Source organism: Flavobacterium turcicum (assembly GCF_011365745.1).
GTDB classification, from domain to species: domain Bacteria; phylum Bacteroidota; class Bacteroidia; order Flavobacteriales; family Flavobacteriaceae; genus Flavobacterium; species Flavobacterium turcicum.
On sequence record NZ_JAAOBY010000002.1, the window covers coordinates 649,686 to 664,043 of the forward strand.

General features: G+C 36.2%; 15 protein-coding genes. 10 read left to right on the forward strand and 5 right to left on the reverse strand.

Features of this window, described 5'->3' with window-relative positions; translation table 11 throughout:
- Positions 1-65: 65 nt before the first annotated feature.
- Positions 66-347, reverse strand: coding sequence for a hypothetical protein (locus G9Q29_RS06705; RefSeq protein ID WP_166134572.1), 282 nt, complete (start codon positions 345-347; stop codon positions 66-68).
- A gap of 464 nt (positions 348-811) precedes the next feature.
- Here G9Q29_RS06705 and porX point away from each other — a divergent pair, with 464 nt between their 5' ends.
- From porX to G9Q29_RS06730, 5 genes are all read left to right on the forward strand, one after another.
- Entirely contained in the window at positions 812-2,392 is a 1,581-nt protein-coding gene (gene porX / locus G9Q29_RS06710; RefSeq protein WP_166134574.1) for a T9SS response regulator signal transducer PorX, read from the forward strand.
- A 68-nt stretch (positions 2,393-2,460) separates the two neighbouring features.
- Entirely contained in the window at positions 2,461-2,868 is a 408-nt protein-coding gene (tsaE, locus tag G9Q29_RS06715; RefSeq protein ID WP_166134576.1) for a tRNA (adenosine(37)-N6)-threonylcarbamoyltransferase complex ATPase subunit type 1 TsaE, read from the forward strand.
- Between the two features lie 5 nt (positions 2,869-2,873).
- Positions 2,874-3,359: a GNAT family N-acetyltransferase gene (locus G9Q29_RS06720; RefSeq protein WP_166134578.1), complete on the forward strand. Its 486-nt coding sequence runs from the start codon at positions 2,874-2,876 to the stop codon at positions 3,357-3,359.
- An 81-nt stretch (positions 3,360-3,440) separates the two neighbouring features.
- Positions 3,441-4,640, forward strand: coding sequence for an alanine dehydrogenase (locus G9Q29_RS06725; protein WP_166134580.1), 1,200 nt, complete (start codon positions 3,441-3,443; stop codon positions 4,638-4,640).
- A gap of 37 nt (positions 4,641-4,677) precedes the next feature.
- Entirely contained in the window at positions 4,678-5,052 is a 375-nt protein-coding gene (locus G9Q29_RS06730) for a DUF4258 domain-containing protein (protein ID WP_166134582.1), read from the forward strand.
- Positions 5,053-5,203: 151 nt separating this feature from the next.
- On the opposite strand, the gene ung is transcribed toward G9Q29_RS06730, so the two are convergent.
- Positions 5,204-5,899, reverse strand: coding sequence for a uracil-DNA glycosylase (ung, locus tag G9Q29_RS06735; RefSeq protein ID WP_394367675.1), 696 nt, complete (start codon positions 5,897-5,899; stop codon positions 5,204-5,206).
- Positions 5,900-6,042: 143 nt separating this feature from the next.
- On the opposite strand from ung, the gene G9Q29_RS06740 reads away from it, so the two are divergent.
- Positions 6,043-8,208, forward strand: coding sequence for an endonuclease MutS2 (locus tag G9Q29_RS06740; RefSeq protein ID WP_166134586.1), 2,166 nt, complete (start codon positions 6,043-6,045; stop codon positions 8,206-8,208).
- A gap of 61 nt (positions 8,209-8,269) precedes the next feature.
- Positions 8,270-8,686 (forward strand): thiol-disulfide oxidoreductase DCC family protein, encoded by a 417-nt coding sequence (locus G9Q29_RS06745; RefSeq protein WP_166134588.1) that lies wholly within the window; start codon positions 8,270-8,272, stop codon positions 8,684-8,686.
- A 73-nt stretch (positions 8,687-8,759) separates the two neighbouring features.
- On the opposite strand, the gene ettA is transcribed toward G9Q29_RS06745, so the two are convergent.
- The 3 genes from ettA to holA form a co-directional block, all read right to left on the reverse strand.
- Positions 8,760-10,454, reverse strand: a complete 1,695-nt coding sequence (gene ettA / locus G9Q29_RS06750; protein WP_166134590.1) for an energy-dependent translational throttle protein EttA — start codon at positions 10,452-10,454, stop codon at positions 8,760-8,762.
- Positions 10,455-10,503: 49 nt separating this feature from the next.
- Positions 10,504-10,686, reverse strand: a complete 183-nt coding sequence (locus tag G9Q29_RS06755) for a CAL67264 family membrane protein (protein ID WP_166134592.1) — start codon at positions 10,684-10,686, stop codon at positions 10,504-10,506.
- A gap of 67 nt (positions 10,687-10,753) precedes the next feature.
- The gene (holA, locus tag G9Q29_RS06760) at positions 10,754-11,758 is read right to left on the reverse strand and encodes a DNA polymerase III subunit delta (protein ID WP_166134594.1); all 1,005 of its coding nucleotides are present in this window, start codon (positions 11,756-11,758) and stop codon (positions 10,754-10,756) included.
- Between the two features lie 94 nt (positions 11,759-11,852).
- Between holA and G9Q29_RS06765 the strand changes: the two genes are divergently transcribed.
- The 3 genes from G9Q29_RS06765 to G9Q29_RS06775 all read left to right on the forward strand — a co-directional run bounded on the left by G9Q29_RS06765 (position 11,853) and on the right by G9Q29_RS06775 (position 14,220).
- Positions 11,853-12,308 (forward strand): type I restriction enzyme HsdR N-terminal domain-containing protein, encoded by a 456-nt coding sequence (locus G9Q29_RS06765; protein ID WP_166134596.1) that lies wholly within the window; start codon positions 11,853-11,855, stop codon positions 12,306-12,308.
- 9 nt (positions 12,309-12,317) lie between these two features.
- A complete protein-coding gene (locus G9Q29_RS06770) occupies positions 12,318-13,304 on the forward strand; it encodes a glycosyltransferase family 2 protein (RefSeq protein WP_166134598.1) in 987 nt (328 codons plus the stop codon).
- A gap of 82 nt (positions 13,305-13,386) precedes the next feature.
- Complete coding sequence (locus tag G9Q29_RS06775) at positions 13,387-14,220, forward strand: OmpA/MotB family protein (protein WP_166134600.1); 834 nt, start codon at positions 13,387-13,389, stop codon at positions 14,218-14,220.
- Positions 14,221-14,358 lie beyond the last annotated feature (138 nt).

The following is a 14,358-nucleotide window of genomic DNA, read 5'->3' on the forward strand; positions in this document are numbered from 1 at the left end:
AAACAAATAGAATTTCTCTTTTTTATTGATAGTGATTTCTATTTGTTTTGCTAGTAAATGGATTTTTAAAAAAGTTTATGAATACGGTGAATAGGAATCATTACACCTTGTTTTAAGATAATATTTTTATCAGTTACGGCCCAAACAGTGGTATCTACAACTTTTTTAGACTCTACGTCTTCAAAAAATATTTTAATTTTTGAATGCTCAAGATTCCCAAGAGCTAAGGCGCGGTTAATTTCGCTCATTCTTGCTTTAATTTCTTGATCGTCTTCTAGTACTTCTACTGCTGGAAATTTCAATTCGGCAATTGCTTCTTTATCGATGGTGGTAAAATCGTGTGTCATGGTATTTGTATTTTAATTAATTTTATTTATGCTCCGTTTTAAAGCCTCTTGACTCTCTTCCTAGCCACAAGTTAAGAAAGAATTTCATAAACTTAATACAATATTACTGCCAAATTTTTATTAATTTTTTGTGTTTTTCTGAATTACAAATGTAATTCACTGGAAAACACTGTATTTGAAACTTGGTCTTGAATTATAAAATAATCTCGCGTGAAGGATGGAAGCGGCATCCTTTGCTTTTTTCGCAAAAAAGGCAAAGATATAGCGTACAGCCTGACCCAAGTGGAGTTTACGCAGCGCGGGGCACGCCCCAAAAAATAATTAGGAGAGTAAAACAAGAACATTTTGAGCTTTCAGGAAGTTGAATTTGTTTTAAAAATTATCAAAAATTTAGGAAAGCAACGCTGTAAAATGATGTAATTTGGCACTTTGATTACTTTTTTTGAACTTTATTGACACTACATATGAATACTATAAAAATACTTTGGGTTGATGACGAAATTGATTTGTTAAAGCCACATATTTTATTTCTAGAGAAAAAAAATTACGAGGTAACTACTTGTAATAATGGGCTTGACGCTATTGCTTTATTTGAAGAAACCAATTTTGATATTGTTTTTTTAGATGAAAACATGCCCGGTATGAGTGGCTTGGAAACCCTCTCGGAAATGAAAGAAAAGAAATCGGCTGTACCTATGATTATGATTACCAAAAGCGAGGAAGAATATATCATGGAAGAGGCCATTGGCTCTAAAATTGCCGATTATTTAATCAAACCTGTTAATCCGAATCAAATTTTGCTGAGTTTAAAGAAAAACTTAGACCACTCGCGCTTGGTTTCGCAAAAAACAACTTTGGATTACCAAAAAGAGTTTCGCAAAATAGCTATGGAAATGGGAATGGTGAATTCCTACGAAGATTGGATTGAATTGTATAAAAAATTGATTTTTTGGGAGCTGGAACTTGAGAATATTGACGATCAAGGCATGATTCAAATATTAGAGTCGCAAAAAGTAGAGGCTAACTCGCAATTTGGTAAATTTATCGAACGCAATTACGAAGATTGGTTTGCACCGATGCCTAAAAAAGTCGCTAGCGTTACCGAGGCTGACCGACCAATACAATCGCATACTTTGTTTAAGGAGTTGGTTTTGCCAGAATTGAAGAAAAAAGACATGCCAATTTTGTTTGTTGTGATTGACAATTTGCGTTATGACCAATGGAAAACCTTTGAAACTGTTGTAGGCAACTACTATAAATTGGAAAAAGAAGTGCCTTACTACTCTATTTTGCCTACCGCAACGCAATACGCCCGCAACGCTATTTTTTCTGGATTAACACCTTTAGAAATGGAAAAACAATTTCCGCAATATTGGAAAAACGATCCCGAGGAAGGCGGTAAAAACTTGTTTGAGGCCGAATTTTTATCAGCACAAATCAAACGTTTGGGACTGAATATCAAAGAAGACTATTTTAAAATCACAAGTTTAGCCGGAGGAAAAAAATTAGCCGAAAGCTTCAAAGCACTAAAAGAAAACGACTTGGTTACCATAGTCTATAATTTTGTGGATATGTTATCGCACGCAAAAACAGAAATGGATGTGGTAAAGGAATTAGCATCAGATGACAAAGCCTACCGTTCTTTGACTTTGAGTTGGTTCAAAAATTCGCCTTTACTTGAAATTATTCAGCAGGCGCAAAAAATGGGTTTCAAACTTATTTTAACTACAGATCATGGTACTATTAACGTAAAAAATCCAACAAAAGTAGTAGGTGACAAAAACACGAGTTTGAACCTGCGTTACAAAACAGGTCGTAGCTTAACCTATGAATACAAAGATGTGTATGCCGTGAAAGAACCAAAAAATATTGGTTTACCTGCCATAAATATGAGTAGTTCTTTTATTTTTGCAAAGACAGATTTGTTTTTGGCTTACGTAAACAATTACAATCATTACGTGAGTTATTACAAAAATACGTACCAACACGGTGGTATTTCGTTAGAAGAAATGATCATTCCGTTTTTGGTATTTAATCCGAGATAAGTAAGCAGTATCAGTTTGCCATGCATCGATTACACTTTGAATGGCAAACTTTAAACCCTTTAATAAAAATGACTACCATTTTTTCAATTGACCAATTAGCAAGCGTTGCGCAAGCCATACTCAACGAAAACCCATCGAAAGTGATTCTTTTTCACGGCGAAATGGGCGCTGGTAAAACCACTTTAATCAAGGAACTTTGCCGCACATTGGGCGTACAAGGCGCAACGAGTAGTCCTACGTTCTCTTTGGTAAATGAGTACGAAGCAGCCAATAATCAGTTAGTTTATCATTTTGATTTTTACAGACTGAATAAGGAAGAAGAAGCCTTGGATATGGGTGTTGATGATTACTTATATTCTGGACATTTTTGTTTTATTGAATGGGCCGAAAAAATTGAGAATTTAATTCCACCCGTACATTCTGTAGTTACGATAACAGTTTTACCTGACGGAAATAGATCATTAACCCTAAGCTAATTACCATGTCAAGCACATCGACTGTAACCATATTACCTTATACTCCCGCTTTAAAAGAACATATTAAAACACTTAATTTAGAGTGGCTTACCAAGTTTTTTAAAGTAGAACCCAAAGACGAAAAAGTGCTCTCAGATCCGCAGGGACAGATTATTGATCAAGGCGGTTTCATTTTTTATGCTCAATACCAAGACGAAATAGTAGGAACTGCGTCACTTCTCAAAATGGAAGAAGGTGTGTTTGAGCTAAGCAAAATGGCAGTTACTGATGCGGTACAAGGCTTAGGAATTGGCAAGGAATTGCTACAACATTGTTTTGCTTTTGCCGAAAAAGAAGGTTTTAGCAAGATCGTTTTGTATTCGAATAGGAAATTACATTCAGCAATACATTTGTATCGAAAATATGGCTTTGTCGAAATCGAATTGGAAGACGGCGTATACGAAAGAGCCGATATAAAAATGGAAAAACCGCTGACTCAAAACACAATTTAAAAAGCGTCTTTTTAATTTAATTTCAAGTCAAATCGTAGCCAACTTTTGCGTAAATTGTACCCTTAAAATTCAAAACCAACCATGTCCATTACTATAACGCCATTTTCCAAACAAGATCTTTTACCTCAAGAGGAAAAATTAGAAGTAGCCCGCCAAAAGAGCGAACTTTTTATTGGAATCCCAAAAGAAACTAGTTTTCAGGAGCGCCGCATTTGCCTCACGCCAGATGCAGTAACTTCATTAACATTTCAAGGGCACCGCGTAATGATTGAGGCTGGCGCTGGTTTAAGTTCTAGTTACACCGACAAAGAATACAGTCAAGCAGGCGCTGAAATTACCAACGACACTCAAAAAGTATTTAGTTGCCCCATGATTTTAAAAGTAGAGCCACCTACTCTAGCTGAAATCGACATGATGCAACCGCAAACAATTTTAATATCAGCCATACAACTCAAAACGCGCAAAAAAGAATACTTTGAGGCTTTGACCAAAAAGAAAATTACAGCACTCGCTTTTGAATATATTAAGGACGAAGGCGGAACCTATCCTGCAGTAAAATCCTTGAGCGAAATTGCCGGAACAGCATCTATTTTAATCGCTGCCGAACTTATGATCACCAATGAACTAGGCAAAGGATTATTGTTTGGTAATATTACTGGCGTTCCTCCTACTGATGTGATTATTCTAGGAGCCGGCACCGTGGGCGAGTTTGCTGCTAAAACCGCCATTGGTTTAGGTGCTACGGTTAAAGTTTTTGACAACTCTATAACCAAATTACGCCGTTTGCAAAACAATTTAAACCAACGCATATTTACATCTACCATTCAGCCCAAAGCCTTGCTCAAAGCCTTGCGTCGCTGTGATGTGGCCATTGGCGCCATGCGTGGCAAAGACCGTTGTCCGGTTATTGTTACCGAAACTATGGTGGAACACATGAAAAACGGTGCCGTTATTGTTGATGTCAGTATTGACACAGGTGGTTGTTTCGAAACTTCAGAAGTTACCTCGCACGAGAAACCAACTTTCATCAAAAACAATGTGTTGCACTATTGCGTACCTAATATTCCGTCGCGCTATTCCAAAACCGCTTCCCTTTCTATCAGCAATATTATCTCGCCTTATTTGATGCAAATTGCTGAAGATGGCGGTATCGAAAGCGCCATTCGTTGTGACAAAGGACTCAAAAACGGTGTGTACATGTACCACGGAATCCTAACGAACAATGCCATTGCTGATTGGTTCAATTTGCCAAGTAGCGACATTAATTTAATTGTTTTTTAAGAGAACTTTCAGCTACCTTTGCACAAAAAATAAACACATGAAGTTAGTTCACCGTTTTGCTTATTACTTGGTTGGTATGGTTCTCGGCCTGTTTTTTGTGGGTCTTGTTTTTAGTGGCAAGGATACCCGCTGCAACTATTTCCCAAATGCCAGAGTACTAAACGACCTTCGCAACAAACCCTTCTATTATTCTGAAAAAGCTACAAAAGTGATGCAGGAAAAATGGATTGACACAGCCGATATCAAAAACACCTTGCAATTTGGCGATGTTGATTTTGACCAAAGCAACGTTAAAAAAGAAAAAGGAAAATTGTACGTAATTGAAGGAAAAACAGTCAAAAATCAAGCAGTTACTTTAAAAATAATCAACTACAGCAACAAAGCCGTTCTCGACGAAATTATCAAAAAATAGTCTCTTTTCGGTTTTTATTTGGGCGTGCCCCTACGCAAAAGCTTCGGGTCCTGCTGTTCGTTGCCGCTTTTTTGGGGCGGCTAAAAAAAGCCGCCCCAAAAAGAGCTCCACTGCCATCAGTCACGCAAAACAGTGGTTGTTGGCGTTTTTTTTACCGCACATTTCCGTTCAAAACCCAATTGATAGGTTCTTTATCTTTTGCTTTCAAATAAGCATTTACTTGACTAAAATGTTTGTTTCCAAACCACTTGCCTTGATTGGCACTCAGTGGCGAAGGATGTCCACTTTCGAGAACTAGATGTTTCTTACGGTCAATCAATTTTCCTTTTTTTTGCGCAAAGCCGCCCCAAAGTAAAAAGACCACATCTTGTTTTTCGGCATTGATTCGCTCAATAATTGCCGTTGTAAATTCCTGCCAAGGCAAGTGTTTGTGGCTATTAGCGCTGTCTTTTCGAACGGTTAAAGTCGCATTGAGCAACAACACGCCTTGTTTGGCCCAAGCCAATAAATTACCTGATGAGGGCAACAAAATTTCACCCAAATCATCATTTAATTCTCTAAAAATATTGCGCAACGAGGGCGGAATTGCCACACCATAAGATACGGAGAAACAAAGTCCGTTTGCCTCGCCTGCTCCATGATACGGATCTTGACCAATAATAACCACTTTTACATCCTCAAACGAGCATTGGTTCAAAGCTTCAAAAATCAATTCCTGCGGCGGGTAGCAAGTATATTGCGCATATTCTTGTGCTACTGCCTCTTGCAAAGCAGCCACATACGGTTTTTTCAATTCTTCTTCTAAAATAGCTTGCCATGAAGGTTGCAAATTGGGTATCATTTTCATTTGTAATTTAAAACCCAAAGATACATTCATTTTGGTTCATGACAGCTTTGTTAACCACCCTAAACATTATTTAATTCTTTGCTAATTAAAGTCAAAAAACCTTAACAAATAACTACTTTTGCAACTCAAAGTCTAAACAAAATATGATTTCAATAACTGACAAAACACTACAAGATTTACAGTTTCCGGTAATTCTTGACACCATATCTACCATTTGTAACACCGAAATAGGAAAATTAAAGGCGCTAGAAATCACACCTTTTAGAGACAAAGACACTTTGATGCAAGCTTTGTTGCAAACTTCAGAGTATGTTTCTTCTTTTCAAAACAACAACGCCATTCCCAATCATGGGTTTGATGCCATTACACACGAAATTAAATTTTTGGCCATTGAAGACAGTTTTCTGGAAGTAAGCAGTTTTCGAAAAATTGCAAACTTATCGGCAACTGTCAATTTCATGTTGCAATTTTTACAAAAATTCGAGGAGTATTATCCTAATCTAAACCACCGCGCCAAACAAGTAACTTTGACCAAAGACATCATTCACATGATTGATGATGTGGTAGACAAGTACGGCGAAATCAAAGACAATGCCTCGCCCGATTTGCTCAACATACGCAGGAGCATGAATGCGGTACGCGGCAAAGTCAATCAAAGTTTTGGTACTGCCCTAACCCACTACAATTCATTGGGTTATTTAGATGATATTCGCGAAAGTTTTGTGCAAAACCGTCGTGTTTTAGCCGTTTTAGCCATGTACCGTCGTAAGGTTAAAGGTTCGATTATGGGAAGTTCAAAAACAGGCAGTATTGCTTACATTGAACCCGAAGCAACCTTACAATATTCGCGTGAGCTGAGCAATTTAGAATACGAAGAAAAAGAAGAAATCACTCGAATTTTAAAATTATTATCGAACCAAATTCGTCCTTTTTTACCCTTATTGGTGCAATATCAAGACTTTTTGAGTGACATTGACGTTATTGCCGCAAAGGCCAAATATGCCAATAAAATCAACGGAATTCTGCCAACTATTACTGAAGAGCGCCGTTTGTATTTTAGAGATGCCTACCATCCTATTTTGTATTTGAACAACAAACAAAAAGACGAAATTACGCATCCGCAAACCATTGAATTGGGGCAAGAAAATCGGATTATTGTAATTTCAGGACCTAATGCCGGAGGAAAAACAATCTCGTTAAAAACCGTTGGTTTGCTGCAATTGATGCTACAATCGGGTATGCTTATTCCGGTGCACGAACGCAGCGAAACCTTTTTATTCGACCGTATTTTAACAGATATTGGCGACAATCAATCGATAGAAAATCACCTGAGTACCTACAGTTACCGATTGAAAAACATGAACTATTTCTTAAAAAAATGCAACCGCAAAACCATGTTTTTGATTGATGAGTTTGGTACAGGATCTGATCCGGAATTGGGTGGCGCTCTTGCCGAAATTTTCCTCGAGGAGTTTTACCACCGTGAAGCTTTTGGAATCATCACGACGCATTATTCTAATTTAAAAATTTTGGCTAACGAATTGCCTTTTGCAACCAATGCCAACATGTTATTTGACGAAAAAACACTCGAACCGATGTACAAATTGGTTTTGGGTCAAGCCGGAAGCTCTTTCACTTTTGAAGTGGCATTAAAAAATGGGATTCCGTTTAGCTTAATCAACCGAGCCAAAAAGAAAATTGAAGTGGGTAAAGTACGTTTTGACAAAACCATTGCTACTTTGCAAAAAGAGCGTTCAAAACTCGAAAAAACATCGCAAACCCTAAAAGAAGAAGAGTCAAGAGCACGTGAAGAGGGCAAAAAAATGGAAACCATCAATGTCAAAATCAAACAAAAACTAGAGAGTTATCAAGAGTTGTACGACAGCAATCAAAAGACGATTTACATTGGTCAAAAAATTGAAGACATCTCTGAGAAATATTTCAACAACAAGAACAAAAAAGAACTCATAGGCGAATTTTTGAAAATTATTGAAATAGAAAATTCAAAACGCAAAAAAGCGACTGCCAAAGAAAGCAAAGCCCAACTCGAGAAAAAGAAAGAGATTATTGAGGAAGTAACCGTTCAAGTAGAAGAAATTCGAAAGGAAAAGAAAGAGAAAAAACAAAAAGTGGTGGTTGAAAAACCAAAACCGATTTTAAAAATTGGCGATCGCGTGCGTATGTTTGACGGTAAAGCTGTGGGAACTATTGACAGTATTGAGAAAAACAAGGCTACAGTAAATTATGGTGTTTTTACCTCAAAAGCGAGTCTCGAAGTTTTGGAATTGGTAGAAGCCGTGAAAAAATAAGTACTTTTTTGAATTTTATTGACAACAATAAAAATTCAAATAATTAGTTTTGACAAAAAAAATGCAAAATTTACCTAAAGACAAAAAAATAATCATTTTTGATGGCGTATGTAATTTGTGCGATGCTAGTGTGCAAAAAATAATAAAACACGACTCCAAAGATATTTTTCGCTTTGTTGCCTCGCAGTCTACATTAGGACAGGAAATTATAAATTATTTAGGAATCGACACTACAAAAACCGATAGTATCATTTTATATCAGCCTGGTGTAGCTTATTATTATAAAGCAGAGGCTGCGCTTGAAATCGCGAAAGATCTTGGTGGCATTTTTGTTTTTGGAGCACTAATCAGTTGGTTGCCTAATACTATTTTAAATTCAGTTTACGATTATGTAGCTCGTAATCGTTATAAATGGTATGGTACGAAAGAGTCTTGCATGGTTCCTACAAAAGAAATCTTGAATAAATTTTTAGCATAAAGTCTTGCTCGAAGTACAAACAAAAAAAGGATAATCGAATAGATTATCCTTTTGTGTTTAGTAAAATCAATTCTTAATTGCGAATCAATTTTCTGTATTTCAATCGTTTTGGAGTTAAATCACCACCCAAACGTTTCTTTTTGTTTTCTTCGTATTCAGAGAAACCACCTTCAAAGTAGTACACTTCTGAATCTCCTTCAAAAGCCAAGATGTGTGTACAAATACGGTCCAAAAACCATCTGTCGTGTGAAATCACCACTGCACAACCCGCAAATTTCTCCAAACCTTCCTCTAATGCACGAAGAGTATTTACATCCAAGTCGTTGGTAGGCTCATCCAATAATAGAACGTTACCTTCTTCTTTTAAAGTCATTGCTAAGTGTAAACGGTTTCGCTCTCCACCAGAGAGCATCGAAACTTTTTTGTTTTGCTCTCCGCCACCAAAGTTAAAACGAGAAAGGTAAGCTCTTGAATTTACTTGCTTTCCTCCCATCATAATTAATTCCTGTCCGTCAGCAAAATTTTCCCAGATTGATTTATTAGGATCAATGTTAGAATGTGATTGGTCAACGTAAGCAATTTTTACGGTCTCTCCTACTGAGAATGATCCGCTATCTGTTTCTTGCTCGCCCATTATCATTTTGAAAATTGTCGATTTACCCGCACCATTTGGCCCGATAATTCCAACAATTCCTGCTTGTGGCAAAGTAAAATTCAAGTTATCATACAATAGCTTTTCACCAAAAGCTTTCGCTACATTTTTAGCTTCGATAACATTTGTTCCCAAACGAGGACCGTTAGGGATATAAATTTCTAGATTCTCATCTAGTTGTTTTTGATCTTCGTTTAGCAACTTATCATAGTTTTGCAAACGCGCTTTTTGTTTGGTCTGACGGCCTTTTGCACCTTGACGTACCCAGTCTAACTCACGCTCTAAGTTTTTTCTACGTTTAGAGGCTACTTTTTCTTCTAATGCCATTCTGCTTGATTTTTGATCCAACCAAGACGAATAATTTCCTTTCCAAGGAATACCTTCACCACGATCTAACTCTAAAATCCAACCCGCTACATTATCCAAGAAATAACGATCGTGCGTTACTGCAATTACAGTACCTGCGTATTGTGCCAAATGCTGCTCTAACCATAAAACCGACTCCGCATCTAAGTGGTTGGTAGGCTCATCAAGTAACAGAACATCTGGTTGTTGCAACAACAAACGACAAAGTGCTACACGACGACGCTCTCCACCAGAAAGGTTTTTAATTGGCGTATCGCCTTCAGGTGTGCGTAATGCATCCATAGCAATTTCTAGTTTAGTATCAATTTCCCAAGCGCCTAAGGCATCAATTTTGTCTTGCAATGCCGCTTGACGGTCCATCAATTTATCCATTTTATCTGGATCAGAATAGTTTTCTTCTAAACCAAACAAATCGTTGATCTTGTTGTATTCTTCAAGTACTGCCATCGTTTCAGCGGCACCTTCGCGTACAATTTCGATAACTGTTTTTGACTCATCCAAAATTGGTTCTTGCTCTAAATAGCCAACTGTATAGCCTGGTGCAAAAACAACATCACCTTGGTAGTTTTTATCAACGCCTGCAATAATTTTTAATAAAGATGATTTTCCAGATCCGTTCAAACCTAAAATACCAATTTTTGCCCCGTAAAAGAAACTTAAATAAATATTCTTAAGTACTGGTTTATCAGCTCCTTGATAGGTTTTACTCAATTTTGACATTGAGAATATAACTTTCTTATCGTCTGCCATGATTTATTTTTTTTTAATGTATTTTTTCTAATTTTTAATTCAATGTAGTTTACAAACGTCCTTTTAAAGAACTAAATACCCAGGCGTTAGCAAAAAAACCAACTCCTACAGCGGCAAAGCCCCAGCCAGCAACATCATCATAACGAAAAGCTCCCAGTGCAATCAGTAAAAGCCCCATTAGTATCATAATTAAGGTAGCCCAACCTAAAATTGTATTTTTATTCATTCCCATATTTGTGGTGTTACATTTTTGAAATCCTGTTATTCATAACGGGCTACAAATATCGTTCTTTTGAGTTTTAATTGAAAATTTTATAAAGCATTTCTCTTAGTAAATCAGATTGCGACATTTGATTAGCGCCTACTCCCTTGCTCTTAACATCAATTTCTCGTAAAGCGCCCACGATTTGGCTTACTTTTTTCATGGGGTAATTTTTTAATGCCAAATCGTATTCCTTCATAAAAAATGGATTTATACCAAGCACAGCAGCTACATTTTTCGGGTTTTTATCCTTTAAACCGTGGTATTTTAAAAGCTGTATAAAAAATCCAAAAACTAAACTAGTTGTCACAACCATCGGATTGTCTTTTGGATTTTGGGCAAAATTCGCAGCAATTTTGTATGCCTTGAGTTGATTGCGCTCACCCAAAGCTTTTCGTAATTCAAAAACATTATAATCTTTACTAAAACCAATATTCTCCTCAATATCTTTCGGCATTATGGTGCTTCCGGCCGGGAGAATTATTTGCAGTTTTTCAAGTTCATTATTTATTTTACTCAGGTCAGTTCCTAAAAATTCTACAAGCATCGCATTAGCCTTAGGGTCGATACCATATTTTTTACCAGACAAAACGCGTTTAATCCAATCGCCTACTTGGTTTTCGTATAATTTTTTACTTTCGAAAACCAACCCGTTTTTGGCTATCAGTTTGGTTACCTTTTTTCGTTTGTCTAAAGTTTTGTACTTATAACACATTACTAAAACCGTACTTGGCATTGGATTTTCGGCATAGTTTTCCAATTTTTCAATGTTACGAGACAAATCTTGAGCTTCTTTGACAATAATAACTTGACGATCTGCCATCATAGGGTAACGTTTGGCTGCAGAAACAATATCATCGATTGTTACATCGCGACCGTACAAAACCGTTTGATTGAAACCTTTTTCCTCTTCTGTTAAGACTTTTTGCTCAATAAAATCAGAGAGTTTGTCAATATAATACGGCTCTTCCCCCATTAAAAAATAAATAGGTTTGATTACTCCATTTTTAATATCAGTGACAATTTTTACAACTTCGTCCATAAAATTTGGTGTTTTAGCAAAAGTACCGAGCGAAATCAAAAGCATTCCTGCTATTTTACGCCACCACTTTAAACTAAATACTTATTTTTGCCGCATGCAGCAATTACAATTTTCTTCTTTTCAATTTCGTTTCAAAAATAGCGAAAATAAAACAGCAATTTTTGATGTTATTCGTAAAAAGTTCATCATTCTTACACCTGAAGAATGGGTTAGACAGCATGTCATTCACTTTTTGATAGAAGAAAAAAAATATCCAAAATCACTCATCAATGTTGAGAAAGTACTTCAAGTTAATGGCTTGCGAAAAAGATATGATGTGGTTGTTTACTTAGGAGACGGTAGTATTTATGTACTTATCGAATGTAAGGCACCCGAGGTAAAAATTTCTCAAGCCACTTTCGATCAAATTGCACAGTACAATATGACCCTGCAAGCACAATATTTAATGGTCACGAATGGTTTGAATCACTATTTTTGCCAAATGGATTTTCTAGAAGAAAAATACCAATTTTTGAGAGACTTACCCGATTACCCAAACATTACGATTTAAAATCTAAAAATGAAAATAGCCGTTGTTATATTAAATTGGAATGGAGTGCAATTACTTGAAAAGTTTTTGCCCTCAGTGGTTCAGTATTCTGCTGAAGCCGATATTTATGTCGCCGATAATGCCTCAACTGATGCATCAATAGCTTTTGTTAAAGACCACTTCCCTACTGTTCGAATCATTCAAAATGAGGGTAATTATGGTTTTGCAAAAGGATACAACGAAGCTTTACAAAATGTACAAGCAGATGTGTATGCTTTAGTAAACTCTGATATTGAGGTAACACCAAATTGGTTAACCCCAATTATAAAAACATTTCAAGAAGAACATTCAACAGCAATTATTCAGCCAAAAATTTTAGATTACAAACAAAAGGATTCGTTTGAATACGCTGGTGCAGCCGGCGGATTTATTGACAAATATGGGTATCCGTACTGTCGTGGCCGAATTTTTGACTCAATCGAAATAGACAATGGACAGTACAACGACAACCGAACTATTTTTTGGGCATCGGGCGCTTGCTTTTTTATTCGCACCTCCGTCTACCATGAGTTAAAAGGTTTTGATGATGATTTTTTTGCACATCAAGAAGAAATTGATTTGTGTTGGCGTGCCAATAATAAAGGTTATCAAATAAAATATGTGCACGAAAGTACCGTTTTTCATGTTGGTGGCGCAACATTGCAGCAAGGCAACCCCATGAAAACCTATTTGAATTTCAGAAACTCCTTGTTTATGTTGACTAAAAATTTGCCTAAAAAAAGTTTGATTCCAATTCTTTTTACGAGAATGGTTTTAGATGGACTAGCGGGAATACAATTTTTAACACAAGGAAAAGTGAAACATTTTTGGGCAATATTAAGAGCGCACTTTTCTTTCTATCAGGGATTTAGAAAGCATTATAAAAAACGGGATATGGTGCAAATGGCACAGTATTTCCACATAAAAAGTATAGTTTATCAATATTTCATTAAAGCTGGCAAGGTCTTTGAGCAATAAGTTTTAACAATTAATTGTACTTTTGTAGACTGTTTAATTAACACTTTAAACCTATTTTTGTAAAACAACAAAATAATTATTTATGAAAAAAATCGTATTAGCATTATCCGTAATGGCACTTTTGACCTCATGCGTTTCTAAAAAGAAATACACTGAGTTAGAAGCTAGAAACAAAGAAACTCAAGATTTATTAAACACTGCTACTGTAAAGTTAAATGCTTGTTTAGAAGAAAAAGCGGGACTTGCTGCTACAGCTGCCACTTTAAAAGAGCAAAATCAAGGTTTAATCAGCGTTTCGAAAGATATGACGGTTTTATCTACAAAAGGTGCACAAAATATTGAAAAAGCCCTTGAATCTATCAAGGAAAAAGATTTAAAGATAAGCAGAATGCAGGATGCTTTAACTAAAAAAGACAGTGTTACACTAGCTTTGGTTACAAGTTTAAAAAGTTCTGTTGGTATCTCTGACCCAGATATTGAAATCAATGTTGAAAAAGGAGTTGTGTTTATCTCAATTGCTGATAAATTGTTATTCAAAAGCGGTAGCTATGATGTAACTGACAAAGCTAAAACAGTTTTAGCAAAAGTTGCAAAAGTGGTAAATGACAAACCAGATTTTGAATGTATGGTCGAAGGTCATACTGATAATATTCCTTACAACGGTTCAGGCGTATTATTAGACAACTGGGATTTAAGTGTAAAACGCTCTACTTCTATCATTCGCGTATTGACTAATCAATTGGGTGTAAAACCGGAGCAATTGATTGCTGCAGGAAGAAGTTCATACATTCCTTTAGTAGCTAATGATTCTGCTGAAAACAGATCTAGAAACAGAAGAACACGTATTGTAGTATTGCCAAAGATTGACCAATTTTACGATATGATCGAAAAAGAAATGAAAAAACAAAAACAATAATTAATTTTGTGTTTTAATAAAGAAATCACCTCTCGCGAGGTGATTTTTTTTTTTTGACATTTGTCCCGTCCTAAAATAGCGATACACAAAAAGTATCCTTATGGAAAACCCTCAAGAATCACGCTACTTAAAGCGCAC